This is a genomic window from Arthrobacter sp. MYb227, assembly GCF_002975435.1.
GTDB lineage: Bacteria > Actinomycetota > Actinomycetes > Actinomycetales > Micrococcaceae > Paeniglutamicibacter.
Window position 1 is genome coordinate 401,409 of record NZ_PCPT01000001.1, and the last position, 18,292, is coordinate 419,700.

Sequence of the window (18,292 nt, forward strand, 5' to 3'; positions counted from 1 at the left end):
GGCCAAAATGATGGCCGGGGTCCAGTTCATTTGCAGAACCGGACCCAGGCCTTCTTTGGTCCTCAGAGATTACGCGGGTAACGAGATCAGACTTACCGGCTGGCCAGAATCCGTCGAAAATTTCAGTCCCGTCGGTTGAACTCCGGCAGTAACCAACAGTGAACCCAACGCAGCAACCATCGCTCCATTATCGGTACACAAGCTGATCGGCGGAACCCTCAGGGTAATTCCCGCCGAGGCACAGCGAGCGGCAAGAAGCTCGCGTAAGCGAGAGTTCGCTGCAACCCCTCCCCCGAGCAATAGGTTGCTGAGGCCGTGCTCCTGGCAGGCACGCACGGCCTTAGAGGTTATGACATCGACAACTGCTTCCTGAAAGCTTGCCGCGATATCTGCCACCGGCACTTCTTCCCCACGCTTGAGGTATTGCTCGACACAGCGGGCAACCGCAGTCTTGAGTCCCGAGAATGAGAAGTCGTGTCGATGCTTTCCGGGTTCTTCTGCGGTACCGACAAACTTTGGCATCGTAAGCCCACGGGGAAATCTAATGGCCTTGGGATTGCCCTCTGTGGCGAGTTTGTCAATGGCAGGACCCCCTGGGTACCCGAGGCCCAAAAGCCGTGCGACCTTGTCGTAAGCTTCCCCCGCTGCGTCATCAATTGTTGCGCCAAGAAGTACTACATCGTCGGCTAGGGAATTCACTTGGAGGATCTCTGTATGCCCGCCGGATACCAGTAAGGCGCCAAGGTTTTCTGGTAGTTTCCCACCGTCAAGTATTCCCACACCCACATGGGCGACTAGATGATTAATCGCATAGAGGGGCTTTTCACTGGCTAGGGCCAAGGCCTTGGCAGCGGCCACGCCCACCATGAGTGCCCCCGAGAGTCCTGGACCACTGGTAACAGCAATCGCATCAATCTCATCCAGGGTCACCCCGGCCTGCTCCAGAGCTGATTCCAATGTTGGAACGAACTCATTCAGGTGCGCTCGCGAAGCAATTTCGGGGATAACACCGCCAAACCGCACGTGCTCTTCCATTGAAGAAGCAACTGCGTTAACGAGCAACTCGGTTCCTCGCACGATGCCAATGCCTGTCTCGTCACATGAAGATTCAATGCCGAGGATCAGTGGCTTTGAAGTAGAGGTTGCCATGAAATTTAGGTCTCCTGAGCCGTGAATTCAAAAAGTTTCGGGTACCTGCTGCAAATAGCAAGCTTCGCTAGATAGATGGGATCAGCACTTTTCGCATGATGACCGCATCTACACCGTCGCGGTAGTATCTCGGGCGGCGATGAATTGCTTCAAAGCCAAAACGTTCGTAGAGGTTTTGAGCTCGCGGATTATCTGCGCGCACTTCGAGCAAAAGATCGGTAGCGCTTCGATCGGTCGCTTCGGCGATCATGGTTACTAATAGATGCGATCCGATTCCGCGTCCCTCATACTCTGGGATCACCGCAATGGTCTGCACATCGGCCAAGGGTAATACACTCATCAGACCGCAATAGGCAACAATTCGCGGGCCATCTTCAACCACCCAATAGTTGCGGGTGTCGCTGAGCGTCAATTCACCGGCAAACATTTCGTACGGCCAGGCGTCAGCAGGGAACAGCTCTGTTTCAAGTGCCCACACCTCGGGAAGATCGGCAATTGTCATACACCTAGTTTTCAAGCCATCAAGAGGATTAGCACCCGTTGCCTGATTCACAGCAATTTTCCCTTCATAACCGCAGGAACCTTGGCATCCGATTCACGAAGGTAAAGCGGTTCGGAAGAGAGCATCTCTTCACCCGCGGCCAGCCGCTGTGCAGCCCGTGTTCCCAAGGCAACGGCGCTGGGGTTCGTCTGACGAAATTCTTCGCTCACTTTGGCACCGGTTGCTTCTAGACGTTCGGAGTACAGTCCGGCGCCGGAACCATACACTGGCAGCGCCGGTAGCTCTTCAACAACCGTGACATTTGGCCCGTCCAGCAATGCACCAGTTACGTCATAACGAGCCCAGTAGACTTCCTTGCGTCGAGCATCAATAGCAACAATGAAGTCGGATTCAACACCACTGCGAACCGCGTCAAAACAAATAGCGTCGAGACTCATCACTCCGTGTAATGGAACGCCCCACACGAAACTGAGCGTACGTGCTGTAGCAAGTCCCACGCGCAGGCCCGTAAAAGGTCCGGGTCCTACGCCAACGGCAATTCCTGCAAGATTCTTGCCATCAAGGGTGGCTTCATTGAGCAACATCTGAATCGCCGGTGCTAGGGCTTCGGCGTGATCATTGTTCTCGACCGAGGTAAACGAACCAATGATCCGAACATTATGTGGATCGCTAATTTCCAGCAGGGCCGCCGAAGCATTTGCCGAGGTATCAATCGCCAGTAAATGCACTGTCTATTTCCTTGTGCTTTCGAATTCGTTCAGTAACGAGATTAGCTGTTCATCCTTGGCCCAGCGTGGGCCAAATGCCTCGAGCTTGATCGTGCGAGGCTCTTCGTCTTCACCTTCATGAAAGTCAAAGACGAGTTCGTGGTCCAGATCAACCGATCCCGCACGCAACAACGTGACTTCTAACCGTGAATCGTTAAGTTGTTCGACCTTACCGTTGCCCCACTCCACCACCGTCACCGAAGTACTCATGGTGGCTTCCAAGTCCAAATCATCTACCTCTGCGGCACTAGTGAGCCGGTATGCGTCAACGTGCACAAGGTTTGGTCCGCTGGCTAGGGTTGGGTGAATCCTTGAGAGTACAAAAGTTGGGGAAATGATGCCTTCCCGCACACCTATGCCCGCTCCAAGGCCTTGGGTAAAGGTGGTTTTTCCAGCACCTAGTTCCCCGCTAAGGATCAACAGATCGCCACGTTCCAGCAGTTTTCCGAGTCGCTGCGCAAAGCCTTGGGTTTCATCAACGTTTGTCACAGAGATATGGGTTTCGAACATGGCCTCGGCCATTGAAGCATCACTCACCGGATTCACCCCAGGTGCCTTCAACTAAGAAACGAGGAACACGTGGAGAAATACGGGTGACTACCTCGTAGTTAATAGTTCCTGCGGCGTCTGCCCATTCGGTGACCTGAGGGCCTCCTTCGCCAAAAAGAATCACTTCTGCACCCAAGAACTCATCAACATCGATATCGGGGCCAAGATCAACAACGAATTGATCCATGGCGATGGTCCCACGTACCAGATATGTCTTGCCGTTAATGCTTACCGGAGCATTGTTTGCTACCCGTGGGATGCCATCGGCGTAACCCATGGGAACTAGGCCAAGGTACGTATCTTCTGTGGTGGTGTAACGGAGACCGTAGCCAACGCGTTGTCCCGCGGGAACTCGTTTTACGTTTGCCATGCGACTGACCAAACTCATTGCCGGGCGCAAGCCAAAGCTTTCAGGGCTTTCGCCATTGAAGGGGCTCAGGCCATAAAGGCCAAGGCCTAGTCGCACCATGTCAAAGTGTGCATCGGGGCGGGTGAGGATTGCCGGCGTATTGGCGATATGGCGGACCTCAAGATCAAAACCTGCATCTTCGGCAAGTGCCACGGCTTCACCGAATGCTACAAGCTGTTCATCTGTTTCCGGGCGCTCCGGCTCATCGGCCACCGCTAGGTGGGAGAAGACGCCGACAACGCGAAGTAGGCCTTCCTCCTGGTAACTTGCCGCGCGTCCCAAAAGTGCATCCCATTGAGCCGGAGTGCTTCCATTACGGCCCAGCCCGGTGTCAATTTTCAGGTGGATGCGTGCCGGCAGTGCCGCTGCTTCGGCGGCACGTGCAACATAGTCCAGTTCCCAGCCTGAGACGGCTAGGTCAATGTTTGCGGCGATTGCCTCTTCAAAGGGTGTACCTTCGGTGTGCAGCCAGGCAAGTAGTGGTGCGGTGAGACCCGCCTCGCGAAGCTTCATTGCTTCGGTCACATGCGCACAGCCAAGCCATGTTGCACCCGCTTGTAGTGCTGCGCGGCCCACTGCTACGGCGCCATGGCCGTAGCCGTCGGCTTTGACTACCGCCATGATTTTGGCGGGGGCAACGAGCTCGGCAACTCGCTTAACATTCTCGCGCACGTTCGCCAAGTCGACGATTGCTCGGCGTTCCCAGCGTGGCGTCGTTGCCAGCGTCTGCTCTGATGTCGGGTTCTCGGGCTTTTGAATTGATTGTGCACTCACATACCAATCATCCCATCTTCCGCACTTTGCTGCCGCCACTGGGTAACTCGGTGTCGAGAAATACCTTGGAGGTTTAAACAGAAATGTCTCGTTTCGCCGATTCCTAGGGTTCGGCGAAACGAGACATTCTCGTGGTTCGTTGATGACCTATTTCTTTAGGGTGTTCGCTTGCGCAGTTCGTCGCGAATTTCGGCAAGCAAGGCAACCTGCGGATCAATTTCTTCTTCGTCTTCTTCAAGACCGAGCTTGGCCTTGCTCATCTCGGTAATCTTCTTCATCGGCACTACAACGATGAAGTAGATTGCTGCTGCAACGAGTAAGAAGTTCACCAGTACTGTCAGGAATGCACCAAATTCTACGTCGACGCCCTTCTTGATTGTCCATACGAGGAAACCATCAAAGCTAGGCGAACCCACGATCCCAGCGATCAAGGGCATGATGATTTTGTCGACAAGCGCGGTGACTACTGCACCAAAAGCTGCACCAATAACAACAGCGACGGCAAGGTCTACGACATTGCCCTTCATTATGAAATCTCTGAATCCCTTAAGCATGTGCTTAGTTTTGCACAGACTTGGCCATGTCAACAGGCAAAGGCACGAGATTTAATGAAAGATTCGCCAACTGGCTAGAACTCTGGCATGAAGTTAGATCTTACGCAGCAGCATTCGTCGGATCGAGTGGTCGGCCGACTTGCTCAAGACCAGCTGGGCTCGGCCGCGTGTAGGGACAACATTTTCTCGCAGGTTAGGCTCGTTTATGCGTTTCCAGATCCCGTGGGCGGTCTCACGTGCTTCCTCGTCACTGAGATTTGCGTAGCGGTGGAAGTACGATGCCGGGTCAGAGAAGGCCCCGGAACGAAGCTTCATGAATCGGCGAATGTACCATTCTTCAATGTCGGAGGTTCTTGCGTCGACGAAAACCGAAAAGTCGAAGAAGTCGCTCAAGGCAAGCCCCGCAGTTCCATCCATGCGAGACCGCGCCGGCTGTAAGACGTTGAGCCCTTCAACAATCAGTACCTGCGGTGAGCGGACCACGACTTCCTTACCCGGAACAATGTCGTACGTCAGGTGTGAATACCAAGGCGCCCGCACTTCCGGGGAACCAGATTTTACTTCGGAGACGAAACGTAGAAGTCGACGGCGGTCATAGGATTCGGGGAATCCCTTACGGTGCATGATGCCGCGTTTTTCTAGATCCGCGTTCGGGTAAAGGAAACCGTCTGTGGTTATCAGCTGAACATCTGGGGTGTCGGGCCAACGGCGCAAGAGTTCTTGCAGCACGCGAGCTGTAGTTGATTTACCAACGGCAACCGACCCGGCAACACCAATAACAAAGGGTGTACGCCTGGTTTTTTCGCCCAAAAAGGTATTAGTTGCCTGATGCAAAGATGCTGAGCCCTGTACATACAGGTTCAGTAATCTCGAAAGAGGGAGGTAAACCTCTCGCACTTCATCAAGATTTAGTTGTTCGCCCAAGCCACTCAGACGCCGAAGATCGGCTTCATCAAGCGGCTGTTCTAACTGATTTGAGAGACGTGCCCATGTTTGACGGTCCAATTCGACGAAGGGAGTCGCCCCATAGTCGACCGTGCGCTGTCCATTCACGCCTTGAATTGTGCCAAGAAAACACCGGTATTCCCAAACGTGGATCGGAACCTATGTCGCAAAAGCATGGTGAAGCCCATAAAAATTTCCTTACTCCACTTTGGCAAAAGTACACTTTTTGGTGCTTTTGGGCATGTACGCTTTTTCCATGTGTGGAATTGTTGGATATGTAGGTAACCCTGAACGAACGGCCTCTCATGGTGCGCTCGATGTCATTGTCGAAGGTTTGCGCCGTCTTGAGTACCGCGGTTATGACTCGGCAGGAATCGCCGTCGTCACCGAAGCAGGTGTTGATTCTCGAAAGAAGGCTGGCAAACTTGTCAACCTGATCAACACTCTCGAAGACGACCCTTTACCGTATTCCCTCACGGGTATTGGCCATACACGTTGGGCAACTCACGGTGGACCGACCGATACTAACGCTCATCCCCATCTTGCAGATGATCAAAACCTAGCATTGATTCACAATGGCATCATCGAAAATTTTGCTGAGATTAAAGCGCAACTGACACGCGAAGGCGTTTCATTCCTTTCCGATACCGATACCGAAGTCGCAGCCGCCTTGCTCGGCTCTATATTCCGCGGCGCAGGCAAGGGCAATCTGACCCGTTCAATGGAATTGACCGCACGTCAGCTAGAAGGTGCCTTCACCCTCTTAGCAGTTCACGCGGATCACCCGGGTGTAGTAGTTGCAGCACGCCGTAATTCACCCCTGGTCTTGGGCTTGGGCGAGGGCGAAAACTTCCTGGGCTCGGACGTTTCTGGATTTATTGATTTCACGCGCCGCGCTGTTGAACTTGGCCAGGATCAGATTGTTACGATCACCCCCGATAGCCACTCAATTACCGATTTCTTTGGCAACCCCGCCGAGGGTAAAGAGTTTGTCGTCGATTGGGATGCGGCAAGCGCCGAAAAAAGTGGCTTCCCTTCCTTCATGGAAAAGGAAATCTACGACCAACCCGCAGCTGTAGCCGATACCCTCTTGGGCCGTTCGGATGCTTTCGGTCGTCTGACCCTTGATGAGATGCGCATCGCTCCGGAAGAATTAGCCCATGTCACAAAGATCGTTGTGCTTGCCTGCGGTACTTCTGCCTACGCTGGTTCGGTTGCCAAGTACGCGATCGAGAATTGGTGCCGCATCCCGGTCGAAGTCGAATTGAGCCACGAGTTCCGTTACCGTGACCCCATCGTTGATGCAAATACTTTGGTAGTTTCAATATCGCAATCTGGCGAGACCATGGACACCCTCATGGCTGTTCGTTACGCCAAGGAACAGGGCGCAAAAACCCTATCGATCTGCAATACCAATGGGTCAACGATTCCTCGTGAATCCGATGCCGTGTTGTATACCCACGCGGGTCCGGAGATCGCTGTTGCATCGACCAAAGCATTCCTGGCTCAGATCACCGCAACCTACCTTCTGGGGCTCTACCTGGCTCAGCTGCGCGGCAATCTCTTCAGCGGTCAGATCAAGGACATTCTTGCCGACCTGGGCAAGATTCCCTCTAAGATCCAGGACATTCTGGATCGTGCCGATGAGATCAAGGAACTCGCGCGCTCCATGGCTCAGGCATCCTCGGTACTCTTCTTGGGCCGCCATGTCGGTTACCCGGTAGCTATGGAAGGCGCCTTGAAGCTCAAGGAAATCGCCTACATCCATGCCGAAGGTTTCGCCGCTGGAGAGCTGAAGCACGGCCCGATCGCTTTGATCGATGATGGCCAGCCGGTCTTTGTTGTGGTGCCGTCTCCTCGAGGACGCGACTCACTGCATTCAAAGGTGGTCTCCAACATTCAAGAGGTTCGTGCCCGCGGCGCCAAGACCTTGGTAATTGCCGAATCCGGGGACGAAGCTGTACGCGAATTCGCCGAGTTCGTTTTCTATGTGCCCGAAACCCCAACGTTGTTGATGCCGTTGTTGGCAACTGTACCGTTGCAGCTTTTTGCCTGCGAGCTAGCAACAGCTAAGGGGCTTGACGTAGATCAGCCCCGAAACCTTGCAAAATCTGTGACTGTCGAATAGATCGAGCCAGGTTTAATAGCACGCCACGACTGCGGCGCTGGTGCTTCTCGCTTGTGCGAGCGGCACCAGCGCCGCAGTTCTTTCCTCGCCGCCACTTCGCGGAGATGACGAGAGCTCAAGAATGCGGTGCAGCCGAGAAGAGACCCGAAATATACTCGGCCTGGCCTATGTGCTTGGTGGTGTCCTCCAAAACACTAACCAACCTGACCGCTGTACTCACCGGAGGATTCCACCGATGATCAATAATCGTCTGAAGATTTCTCACCTGTAGCTTGCCAAGGATCGCATTACTGCCCTGGTGAACCGCTGAATGATAGGCGGCCAGTAGGGCCGCATCGTACATTCCAAAAGCCTGCACTTGCTCGCTTGTCTGTCCATATCCTGTTTCCCGTTCGGCATAGGGCAACTTGAATTTTCCTGACCAACCACCACTGATCCAACATTCTTCAAAGCTCTGCGTGGGCCATAGGGCCCGAGCCAAATGCACAAAGTGATCGTCTTGGATTCGACTCAGATGCCAGATCAACCACGCAATATGGTTCGCATTAGCTTCGGGTCGATATCTAAGCATTTGGGGACTTGCCTGCTCCATAAGATCGGTAACGCTTATATTCACACGCTCGAAACCATCACGTAGCAACGCTACAAGCACCGCATCCTCAGATTTCATGTGATCAATCATCTTGGTAACCTCTCGTAAGATGCTTGTTCCTTGGACTTCCCCACGTTCCAAGATTGGGCCTTGGCCCGCCATAGATCAATGGTAGTTTCGGCTTCTCGAGCACTTCGCCGATAAACTCGAGCATATGATCGTGGGAATTGGTGTTGATGTAGTTGAAGTCTCTAGGTTCAAAGCCCAGCTGGAGAGAACCCCAGCATTACGCGAGCGACTCTTTGTGCCTGCCGAACGTGAACTGCATATCCGCTCCCTGGCTGCACGTTTTGCCGCCAAAGAAGCAATTGCTAAGGCACTCGGTGCCCCTGCCGGAATGAATTGGCAGCATTGTTGGATTGAAAAAGATGAAGCTGGTGACCCGTATGTTGTTCTTGATGGATCGGTCGCAGAAGCCGCGGCAGCCAAAGGTGTTATCCATTGGCACCTGTCGATGAGTCATGACGGAGACTTGGCAACCGCCATGGTCGTAGCCGAACGTTAAGAAACCGTTAGTTTCCTTTTCCTTACTCTTATTCGTCTCTGTTTCTGCACCGAATTCAGGTTTCGGAGCACACACCATAAATAGTTAGGTATTGTGGGCAAATGATCCCCGTCTATGCTGGTACCCACGTTCGAGAAGCCGAAGCCATAGTGTTGAGTGGTGCCGACGACCTTAGATTGATGCGTTTAGCAGCAGATTCCCTGGCTCATCAAGCAATCTTGATGCTTAAAGAACTCACCGGTAGGCTCTACGGAGCTCAAGTCGTTGCGCTCATCGGACCCGGCAATAACGGTGGAGATGGTCTCTTCGCTCTCGCAGCGCTAGCAAAACGTGGAGTTAAGACCACCGCCGTATTACTTTCGAAGAGATCTCATCAAGCCGCTCTTGAAGCCTTTATACGAGCCTCGGGACGAACTACGTCAGTGGAAAGCCTCGAAGTCTTATTAGAGGACTGTGATCTTCTCATTGATGCTGGGTATGGAACCGGTGTCCGCCTTGACGTGCAGCTTCCTAGCATTCCCCGTGATGTACCGGTTCTGGCTGCGGACCTACCCAGTGGCGTTGATGCCGATACCGGAAATGTCGCCACGACGGTGATAGCGGCTGATCGAACAGTGTGCTTTGGTGCTTTGAAGACAGGTTTGACAGTTGGATCTGGACATCTGGTCTCCGGGCAAATCCACATCACTGACCTAGGTCTTGGGCAAGCACTAGCCGAACCAGAGGCATGGATAGTTCAAGACGATGATCTCGAGGTCTTACTGAATCGTGACGAGGATTGGACCAGCGCTGGTGCGCATAAGTATCAGCGCGGGGTTCTGGGGCTGCTGGCGGGTTCGGCCCAATACCCTGGTGCTGCAATACTTACCGCTCGGGCAGCAGTAGCAAGTGGACTTGGCCTTTTACGAACCATGGTGCCCCCGGCCGTTTCGGCTACTCTCACCAATCATGTACCAGAAGCTGTACCACTGTCTGATCAAGAGCTGACGGTTCTGCTGGCCCGTAATCGGCGTAATGTCCGTGAAGGAGCAACACGGATCGGTGCCTGGGCCGTTGGGCCGGGCATGGAAGACACTCTCGAATCGCGTGGGCGACTACAGGAGATCCTGCAGGCAGAGACTCCATGTGTCATTGATGCAAGTGCGCTGGGGATGTTGGAACCCGGCGAGCACCATCAATTGCGCATCCTTACTCCGCATGCAGGAGAATTGCGTTCATTGCTATCCAGAGCCGGGGTTCGTGTTGATGCCGCAGACATTGCTGCAGATCCCATTCGCTGGGCGCGTTGGGCAGCCGTAGCTTATGACTGTGTAGTCCTCTTCAAGGGACCAGCAACCATTTGCACTGCTCCCGACGGATATACCCTCATTGTCCATGCGCACACCCCAGAATTGGCAACAGCAGGTAGTGGGGATGTACTCACAGGCATTCTGGGAATGCTCGTTGCGGGCGCGAAGCTCCCTGCGACACCGACGCCAGGAAGCCTGCTACCGCTTGCTCACCGGCTGACAGATCTTGCGGCAGCTGGTGCCTTGATCCATGCTCATGCTGGCTCAGTAGCTGCGTCACGAGGAACAGTTAGCGCCATGAGTATCATTGACGCATTGCCTTTCGCTGCCCGGCACCTAGGAATCTAAGACACAATTTCAGCCAGGTTCACCTGGGTATGGTTTCTTATCGCACCTGCGATGAGGGACCATACCCCCCGAAGGAATCTTGGACGCTAGGAAAAGTACGGGAAGCTCTACCATCACGAATCTGCTCGATGAGTGACCCTAGATGTCCCCATCGAGTGGTGCATAATGTTGCCCCATGGAAGTAATTTCCCATCCGGCAGTTTTCCAGTCTTGCTTGGCCAACACGTTTCGTCCATCGATCATGCGTCGATGAGTAACAAGAGGCGTCAAGTCTTCAGGGGTAAGCGCCTTGAATTCTGCCCACTCAGTGAGCAGCAAGATCAGGTCGGCATTTTGTGCCGCAGCTTCTAAGTTATCGACGTAGTGCAAGCGTGGGAAACGCCCCGCAGCATTCTTATTGCCCTTAGGGTCAAATACGAAGACCTCGGCACCTGCGTTGAAAAGCTCTACGGCGATTTCCAATGCTGGTGAGTCTCGAACATCATCACTATCCGGCTTAAACGTGACGCCGAGAACAGCAATTTTCTGCCCCACGAGTTCTCCGGAAAGCATTGCTTTTGCCAGTCGCACCACGCGTTCCCTGCGCCGCAGGTTAATCTCATCGACCTCGGCCAAAAATCCCATGGTATGGGTCAGTCCGAGCTCGCTGACACGAGCTTGTAAGGCTCGGATATCTTTGGGAAGGCAACCTCCACCAAAACCTACCCCTGCATTGAGGAATTTTCTTCCAATGCGGACGTCATGTCCGATGGCGTCGGCAAGGGTAGTAATGTCTCCGCCCACGGTTTCGGTGACTTCAGCAAAAGCGTTGATAAAGGAGATCTTGGTGGCAAGAAAGGCATTGGCCGCAACCTTAACCAACTCAGCGGTTTCAAAATCTGTGACAATCAGCGGAGTGTTAGTCGCCAGCGCCGAAGCATAAACCTCGCGCAGGATGGCTTCCGAATCGTCATCCTGTGTACCAATAACCAAACGGTCCGGTGTCATCGTATCGGCTACTGCAAAGCCTTCACGCAAAAATTCTGGGTTCCAGGCCAAGGAGATTTCGGCTTCGGGATGCGCTTCGGACTCAATAAGTGCTGCGAGTCGGCGTGCAGTACCTACCGGAACCGTGGATTTACCCACGATCAGGGCCTTCCCACGAATGCGTTGGGCAAGCTCACGCACCGCAGCATCCACATAACGCATGTCAGCACCGTGGCCATCGGCGCGTTGTGGTGTCCCAACCCCAATAAAGTGAATATCGGCCCAGGCGGTGACGTCTTCGTAATTGGTAGTAAACCGCAAACGTCCGGAGGCTACATGCTTGCGCAAGAGCTCGGGCAATCCGGGTTCGTGGAAAGGTAACTCCCCCAACGCCAAGGAATCGATCTTGGCTTGGTCTATGTCAAGGCCGATAACCTCAAAGCCCAGCTCCGCCATGCATGCAGCATGGGTTGCGCCAAGGTAGCCGGTGCCAATCACCGATATTTTCAAAGCCATAACCTAAACGATATTCCTTTCAGGAGCCAAAACACCTTGTGGTGGGATAGCTACCAGCACTGTGGCCGAGAAGAACGGAACTATCCCGTCCTGCCCGGCCACAGAAAACTCATTATTGTCTAAACCGTTAAAGAGCTAACTCGCGTGTAACAACTTCAGCAAGCGAACCGGCAATCATCTCTGCAACGTCCTGGGAGGTTGCCTCAACCATGACTCTGACCACGGGTTCGGTACCGGAAGGTCGAAGCAAGACGCGACCTGAGTCCCCCAGTTGCTCTTCGGCCGCCAAAACTGCTGCTGCAAGAACTGCATTTGTTGTGGTTGCGTCCTTGTCCACGCCCTTAACGTTGATCAGAATTTGCGGAAGCACCGTCATTGCCCCTGCTAGTTCTTTCAAGCTCTTACCCGTGGCGTTCATGCGGGCAGCGATCTGCAGACCGGTCAAGACACCGTCTCCGGTGGTTGCGTAATCGGCGAAGATTACGTGCCCCGACTGCTCGCCTCCGAGGTTGAAATCGCCTTCACGCATGCCCTCAAGCACGTAACGATCACCGACTCCGGTTTCCTTGACAGTGATTCCGGCTTCGCGCATGGCGATTTTCAGGCCAAGGTTGCTCATGACCGTTGCTACAAGGGTATTGTCCTTGAGCTTGCCCATGTCCTTCATGGCAGTTGCCATAATCGACATGATCTGGTCCCCATCAACGATGGTTCCTTCATGATCTACGGCCAGGCAACGGTCGGCATCGCCATCGTGGGCAATACCAAGATCGGCCCGGTGCTCCAAGACTGCTGCCTGCAGGTTTTCTAGGTGTGTGGAACCATAGCCGTCGTTGATGTTAATTCCATCTGGTTCGGCACCAATAACGATGACTTTGGCTCCAGCAGCTGTGAAAACTTCCGGGGAGCATCCACTTGCAGCGCCGTGCGCACAGTCAAGGACCACGGTGAGCCCCTCTAGGCGGTTAGGGAGCGATTGCAACAGGTGCATGGTGTAACGGTCCTCGGCATCGGCAAATCGCCGTATACGGCCCACGTCGCCACCTTGTGGGCGGTACTTAGGCCTTTCGAGGGCTGCCTCGATAGCGTCTTCGAGCGCATCATCAAGTTTCTTGCCACCGCGGGCCAGGAATTTGATTCCATTGTCGGGGGCGGGGTTGTGCGAGGCCGAAATCATCACGCCAAAGTCAGCACCGAGGTCCGCCACGAGATAAGCGGCAGCCGGGGTAGGCAGCGTACCTGCATCATGTACGTCAACGCCGCTTGCCGCTAACCCTGCCTCAATGGCAGCCGAAAGGAAATCACCACTAATGCGCGGGTCCTTGGCAACCACTGCCACGGGACGACGCCCGTCAGTGATTTGCTCGTGGCCCAAAACCATGGCGGCAGCCTGTGAAAGTGCCATCGCCAGTTCGGGCGTCAATAATTCATTTGCTTTTCCGCGGACACCATCGGTCCCAAATAACCTTGCCATCGTCATCCATCATAAGACCAGTTGAAGCAAATACTGGGAAATTGCGATCTTTCGCACCTTGTTAGCCGCGTGATGCTCGTACTTCCGGGCTTCGGCGGGTCTCCTTAACGGGCGAAGGGCCCAAGGAAATGAATCCTTGAGCCCTTCGTGTCGGTAAAAAACCGACGCAAGCGGTTTAGCGCTTGGAGAACTGCGAAGCCTTACGAGCCTTCTTGAGACCGGCCTTCTTGCGTTCGATGACGCGAGCGTCACGAGTCAAGTAGCCAGCCTTCTTCAGCTGCGCACGGTTGTTGTCGCGGTCGATCTCGTTCAGCGAACGGGCGATGCCCAGACGCAGAGCGCCGGCCTGACCTGAGGGGCCACCACCGTGGATACGAGCGATAACGTCGTAAGCGCCTTCGAGTTCAAGAAGCTTGAACGGTTCGTTAACATCCTGCTGGTGCAGCTTGTTCGGGAAGTAGTTTTCCAGCGTGCGACCGTTAAGGGTCCACTGGCCGGTACCCGGAACAACGCGCACGCGGGCGATTGCCTGCTTGCGACGGCCAACAGCTGCACCTGCAACGGTCAGTGCCGGACGTTCCTTGGCTACAACGGCCTCAGCCGGTGCGGACTCCGAGGTGTATGAAGTCGGTGCTTCACCCTCGAATTCAGTGATCTCTTCAGTGTTCTGAGCCACGATAATCTCCTAAAGTCTTTTTCTCGGGGCCCAGCGCTACTGCGCGACCTGGGTGATTTCGAAGGTAACCGGCTGCTGTGCAGCGTGCGGGTGCTCTGCACCGCGGTAAACCTTCAACTTGGACAGCTGATCTGCGGCCAGTGAGTTCTTCGGGAGCATGCCCTTGATGGCCTTCTCCACAGCCTGAACCGGGTTCTTCTCAAGAAGTTCGGCGTAGGTCACGGACTTCAGGCCGCCCGGGAAACCCGAGTGGCGGTAAGCGCGCTTGTTTTCGAGCTTGGCACCGGTGAGGGCAACCTTCTCGGCGTTGATGATGATGACGTGATCGCCCATGTCCATGTGGGGGGCGAAGGTAGCCTTGTGCTTGCCACGCAGCAGGGTTGCGGCCTGGACGGCGAGGCGACCGAGAACAACGTCGGAGGCATCAATGATGTGCCACTGACGGGTCTGATCGGCCGGCTTTGGAGTGAACGTACGCACTGTAATTGCCTTTGTTTATTGGTTACTGGTCAAGCGCACTCTTGAAAGGCGGCTGTGAGATCCACCATTCGTAAATGTGCTGTGTTTAGATGCGCTGTAACCAGTTCGCCAGGTGAGGACTGAAAAGACCGGCCGTCCATGAATGTTCGCAATCCCCGCAGACCAGTGGCTCTGCAACTGAGCCGTCACGCGGAGAAGGTTGTGTCGAACAAAGGACACGCACAACAGCCAATAGTCTATCGGATTAAACGCGCATGCACCAAAGCACGCCACGTGACGCTGACAACTTACGAGATTTGCTCCAGCTAGGTGTCCTGGCCCTTTGAGGCATAAATGCGAAAACGTGCGTGCACTTCAACTTTTCCTAGGCGAGCTACGTCCATGGAAGGAACGGCTACAAGGAAGCGTTGAAGAAGCACGCACGTGATTCGAAGCGCGGCGAACAAGAGGGGGGCTTGCTCGCCGCGGGTATATTTCGATCGTTACTGATGCTTGCGCCGCTTGGAAAGAACTAAGAATGCTGCTCCTAGTCCTCCCACCAGCAGTGCGATGAAGCCTACGAAAAGAGTCGTAGAACCTGTCTGCGCGAGCTTTTTCACTGTATCGGTAGCTGTGGGTGGAACCGAGGGCTCTGGTGTTTCGTCCGAATCGGAGGGCGGCTCGGTCGATGGGTCGAGTGTTGGGCCCGGGGTAGGGTCTGGGCTCGGATCTAGTGTGGGCTCCGGGCTCGGCGTTGGGTCCGGGCTCGGCGTTGGGTCCGGCGTAGGAACCGGTGGCAACTCACCACCAATACGCAGTTCAACATCGAATGCGGCACGCAACCGCGTTAGGTCTTGGTAGTTTCCACTGACGGATTCGAACGGGAAATCGTAGTCCAGTGGCAGTTGCGTGCTCTGCCCTGGTTCCAAACGCTCGACTGCCACTTCGGTCCGGTGCTCAAAATAATCGACGAAAGGCAACCCGTTAAGCGTTAGATCCTTATAGAAATCGTCTTTGGGATCGGTGTCAAGCTTGACGTTGACGATCCAGGCTTTGAGCGTTCCTGCGGTGGGGCCGTCATTACGTACTTCTAACACCCGCGCGCCTGAATCCCCCGGAACAATCCGTGGTCCTGGAAAACCAGGCACATGAATAGTGGTTGACCATTCCGTTTCACCATCCCATTTTACCGCGATCTGATGTGGTTCAACCTTCTCGGCCTTGGCCGGTGCCGCATTACCGGCAAACGCCAAAATGAGCGCTGCTGCTAAGCCTATGCGGATTCGCTTCTTCACTTCTGCTCCCCCGTGAGTGGATTATTGGTTCTACTTTTTTTCGCCGGTCGAGCCAAGGAAACCACTGCCCCAACCAGCAATAGGGCCCCGGCCCCCTGAAGCAGGCCAGTTCGCAGCTTCGGGTTCAAGGCATTAACCACATGTCCTACCCAGGGCAAGGTATACAGCACCTTCCCGCGAACCTGTGCGCCGATGATGGGCTCATCGTCAACGCCGTTGGCATCACCTCTTGTCGTGAACCCGATGGCGCCTCCCTCACCCACGAATTTGGACACCACTCGGTGAGTCACCAGGGCAGGGTTATTCGCTTCGGGTTGGAAAGTCACGATGTCACCGATGCTGATTTGGGCGGGGTCCACTGGCTGGCTAATCACTAGATCACCGGCGGAAAACCTCGGTTCCATTGAACCGCTTAGAACCGCGAGTGGAACCGCCCCGATCACTCGGGGCAGCACACTTGAGCCCAATAGCAGTGCCACCAACGCGCCAACTAATATCCAGCCCAGTAAGGTGAACATTAGTTTCAGCGGACTTCGTCGCATGTGGACACGAGGCTCGGCACCGAGCTGATTAGTTGTGGAGCCATGTCTCATCGATTCAATATTCAGCATCTCGCTCACGGCTCACTGCCAGGACGGTAGGTCTGGTGAGTGAAGGTGAAGTCGACGCCAGCCTGGCGGGCTGCCTGCGTGGGCTCGATCAAAGCACTCCAAGAATCGCTCGCGCTAAGCTCGGTGTCTGCTTCGAGGCCGCCGTCAGCAGTTCCTGTTACCGTGGCGATATTGGTGTAGCTAAGGTCGTCGGCACTCAGCGAAAACCCAAGACATAGATACTCGGTGACCGGCTTATTCCAGCTTTCGGTCGAATATGCTGCTGATACTAATTCGCGCGGTGCGATCTTGGCTTCGAAAAGCGACCCCGTGTACAAAGGTGTTCCCACATTATTGGGGGAACAATCCGAGGGTTCAGCGACCTTGCCAATTTTTATGCTGGTGCGCTCGGCCAGCGTTGGATCCCCACTAATCCTGACATTGGCTAATGAGTATGCCAGCCCGCGGTTTCCTTGTGATTGACCGTCAATGCGAATTACCGCACTTTGTGGTTTTGCGGGGCTCAGCTTTCCCAAAATATCAGCCAGCTGGCCGTCCGTACCCAAAGGTCTATCCACTTCACCGGCTGGAAGCTTCCACGACAAGGAATCACCAGCGAGCTGAATCGCTTGGAGTACCCCTGAATCAGGTTTGGGGTCATCAACGGCAAAATGAATTGCCCCCGATTTCACCGAAGCTTTCAGGCCAGTTTGGGCTTCCCAGGATGCGTAGGTCGCCATGGCGCCTACGCCAAGCACTGCCCCAAGGCTCAGGGCCAGTGCTGCGGCAGGAATGGTTTTCATAATGCAAGCCTTTCGAAGGGGATCCAATACTGGCCCCTACGTGCTGGGGACGGTGCGATGGGAGCCGTGCTGTGTGGTGCCGGAAACAGGTCGTCGGCACAAAGTGTGGGGGCGCTAATGCGGTTCACAGAAATGGAAACGCAAACGCGAGGTGCGACCGATGTTCTAACTACGAGAGATGTTTCCGCGGCGACTGGGGTCCACCACGGAAACATCTCTCGGTCCGTTTTAGGTGCGCGGATACCGTAATTTCAGGCGGTTAGCCATAGATACGCGAGTATGTTGAATCCTGATCTTTAGCGGGTCTGCTTCAGATCGAATGTCAGCCCCTCAAGTGTTGCAGCTGCGTTGACGCGAACCTGGTCAGGGGTATCAATGTCGAAATCAAGATCAACAGCGACCGTAAACGTCGTGTCGTTGTCGCTTGCAGTGAAGTTTGCGCTGTTCAACACGATCGGGTCACCCAGATCTGCGGTGGGACCCACTGGAGTTCCTGCGGCGTCAAGCAGAGTCACTGTTCCGCTCACACCGTCGGACGCAGCGGCGAGATCGCCGGTCAACACCGGGGCATCAACCGTTAGTGCGGCGCTGATGTTGTCACCGGCGAGGTTGATTTTGACCTGGTCGGTCATCCGAACCGTATCTCCGGGGACCATCAGGAAAGTAGCCGGGTCAATGGAGCGTGGGTTGCCTTCGATATCATCGCTGACGTCCTGCCAGGTGGTCTTCTCAGGGACTACCGAGATGTCGAGGTTACCGGCGGTGATGATGCCTCCGGGAACGGTCACGCTATCCTCCCATTTTGCGAAGGTTGCCCCGCCCGCGAGCAGTCCGAGGCCTAGTGCACCTGCGATGATTCCCTTGGTTGCTTTGTTCATGATGACTCCTTAGTTCTGACGGCTTGTAGACCGTTGGATGGGTGTGTTGCTGCCGCAGCCTTGA

At 54.7% G+C, this 18,292-nt stretch carries 19 protein-coding genes; 3 read left to right on the plus strand and 16 right to left on the minus strand.

From position 1 onward, the window contains the following. Window positions 1-69: 69 nt before the first annotated feature. The 7 genes from tsaD to coaA form a co-directional block, all read right to left on the minus strand. A complete protein-coding gene (gene tsaD, locus CQ018_RS01875) occupies window positions 70-1,149 on the minus strand; it encodes a tRNA (adenosine(37)-N6)-threonylcarbamoyltransferase complex transferase subunit TsaD (RefSeq protein WP_105548265.1) in 1,080 nt (359 codons plus the stop codon). A 67-nt stretch (window positions 1,150-1,216) separates the two neighbouring features. Beyond that, entirely contained in the window at window positions 1,217-1,651 is a 435-nt protein-coding gene (rimI, locus tag CQ018_RS01880; RefSeq protein ID WP_105548266.1) for a ribosomal protein S18-alanine N-acetyltransferase, read from the minus strand. A 47-nt stretch (window positions 1,652-1,698) separates the two neighbouring features. Further along, window positions 1,699-2,379 carry a tRNA (adenosine(37)-N6)-threonylcarbamoyltransferase complex dimerization subunit type 1 TsaB gene (tsaB, locus tag CQ018_RS01885; RefSeq protein WP_105548267.1) on the minus strand — a complete coding sequence of 227 codons (681 nt, stop codon included), beginning with the start codon at window positions 2,377-2,379 and terminating at the stop codon, window positions 1,699-1,701. A 3-nt stretch (window positions 2,380-2,382) separates the two neighbouring features. Next, window positions 2,383-2,940, minus strand: a complete 558-nt coding sequence (tsaE, locus tag CQ018_RS01890) for a tRNA (adenosine(37)-N6)-threonylcarbamoyltransferase complex ATPase subunit type 1 TsaE (protein ID WP_105548671.1) — start codon at window positions 2,938-2,940, stop codon at window positions 2,383-2,385. A 7-nt stretch (window positions 2,941-2,947) separates the two neighbouring features. Beyond that, window positions 2,948-4,150 (minus strand): alanine racemase, encoded by a 1,203-nt coding sequence (alr, locus tag CQ018_RS01895; protein ID WP_105548268.1) that lies wholly within the window; start codon window positions 4,148-4,150, stop codon window positions 2,948-2,950. A 155-nt stretch (window positions 4,151-4,305) separates the two neighbouring features. Next, entirely contained in the window at window positions 4,306-4,704 is a 399-nt protein-coding gene (gene mscL / locus CQ018_RS01900; RefSeq protein WP_105548269.1) for a large conductance mechanosensitive channel protein MscL, read from the minus strand. Window positions 4,705-4,797: 93 nt separating this feature from the next. After that, window positions 4,798-5,757, minus strand: a complete 960-nt coding sequence (gene coaA, locus CQ018_RS01905) for a type I pantothenate kinase (RefSeq protein WP_105548270.1) — start codon at window positions 5,755-5,757, stop codon at window positions 4,798-4,800. 148 nt (window positions 5,758-5,905) lie between these two features. On the opposite strand from coaA, the gene glmS reads away from it, so the two are divergent. Then, window positions 5,906-7,777 carry a glutamine--fructose-6-phosphate transaminase (isomerizing) gene (glmS, locus tag CQ018_RS01910; protein WP_105548672.1) on the plus strand — a complete coding sequence of 624 codons (1,872 nt, stop codon included), beginning with the start codon at window positions 5,906-5,908 and terminating at the stop codon, window positions 7,775-7,777. Window positions 7,778-7,892: 115 nt separating this feature from the next. Here the strand turns inward: glmS and CQ018_RS01915 are convergent, their stop codons facing one another. Beyond that, entirely contained in the window at window positions 7,893-8,447 is a 555-nt protein-coding gene (locus CQ018_RS01915) for a DUF664 domain-containing protein (protein ID WP_105548673.1), read from the minus strand. Window positions 8,448-8,583: 136 nt separating this feature from the next. Between CQ018_RS01915 and CQ018_RS01920 the strand changes: the two genes are divergently transcribed. Together CQ018_RS01920 and CQ018_RS01925 are read left to right on the plus strand one after the other, a co-directional pair. Further along, window positions 8,584-8,934, plus strand: a complete 351-nt coding sequence (locus tag CQ018_RS01920) for a holo-ACP synthase (protein ID WP_105548271.1) — start codon at window positions 8,584-8,586, stop codon at window positions 8,932-8,934. A 101-nt stretch (window positions 8,935-9,035) separates the two neighbouring features. Then, on the plus strand, window positions 9,036-10,571 hold the full coding sequence (locus tag CQ018_RS01925) for an NAD(P)H-hydrate dehydratase (RefSeq protein WP_105548272.1): 1,536 nt from the start codon (window positions 9,036-9,038) through the stop codon (window positions 10,569-10,571). 138 nt (window positions 10,572-10,709) lie between these two features. On the opposite strand, the gene CQ018_RS01930 is transcribed toward CQ018_RS01925, so the two are convergent. The 8 genes from CQ018_RS01930 to CQ018_RS01965 form a co-directional block, all read right to left on the minus strand. Continuing rightward, window positions 10,710-12,053, minus strand: a complete 1,344-nt coding sequence (locus CQ018_RS01930; RefSeq protein WP_105548273.1) for a UDP-glucose/GDP-mannose dehydrogenase family protein — start codon at window positions 12,051-12,053, stop codon at window positions 10,710-10,712. A 127-nt stretch (window positions 12,054-12,180) separates the two neighbouring features. After that, a complete protein-coding gene (gene glmM, locus CQ018_RS01935) occupies window positions 12,181-13,527 on the minus strand; it encodes a phosphoglucosamine mutase (protein WP_105548274.1) in 1,347 nt (448 codons plus the stop codon). 175 nt (window positions 13,528-13,702) lie between these two features. Continuing rightward, a complete protein-coding gene (gene rpsI, locus CQ018_RS01940) occupies window positions 13,703-14,203 on the minus strand; it encodes a 30S ribosomal protein S9 (RefSeq protein ID WP_105548275.1) in 501 nt (166 codons plus the stop codon). Between the two features lie 36 nt (window positions 14,204-14,239). Then, window positions 14,240-14,683, minus strand: a complete 444-nt coding sequence (rplM, locus tag CQ018_RS01945) for a 50S ribosomal protein L13 (RefSeq protein ID WP_105548276.1) — start codon at window positions 14,681-14,683, stop codon at window positions 14,240-14,242. Window positions 14,684-15,165: 482 nt separating this feature from the next. Next, a complete protein-coding gene (locus CQ018_RS01950) occupies window positions 15,166-15,957 on the minus strand; it encodes an LPXTG cell wall anchor domain-containing protein (RefSeq protein ID WP_105548277.1) in 792 nt (263 codons plus the stop codon). Further along, window positions 15,954-16,568 carry a signal peptidase I gene (locus tag CQ018_RS01955; RefSeq protein WP_258142395.1) on the minus strand — a complete coding sequence of 205 codons (615 nt, stop codon included), beginning with the start codon at window positions 16,566-16,568 and terminating at the stop codon, window positions 15,954-15,956. Before CQ018_RS01955 ends, CQ018_RS01950 begins: the two co-directional genes overlap by 4 nt. Before the next feature lie 5 nt (window positions 16,569-16,573). Further along, window positions 16,574-17,350, minus strand: coding sequence for a hypothetical protein (locus CQ018_RS01960; protein WP_105548279.1), 777 nt, complete (start codon window positions 17,348-17,350; stop codon window positions 16,574-16,576). Window positions 17,351-17,646: 296 nt separating this feature from the next. Next, window positions 17,647-18,228 carry an alternate-type signal peptide domain-containing protein gene (locus tag CQ018_RS01965; RefSeq protein ID WP_105548280.1) on the minus strand — a complete coding sequence of 194 codons (582 nt, stop codon included), beginning with the start codon at window positions 18,226-18,228 and terminating at the stop codon, window positions 17,647-17,649. Window positions 18,229-18,292 lie beyond the last annotated feature (64 nt).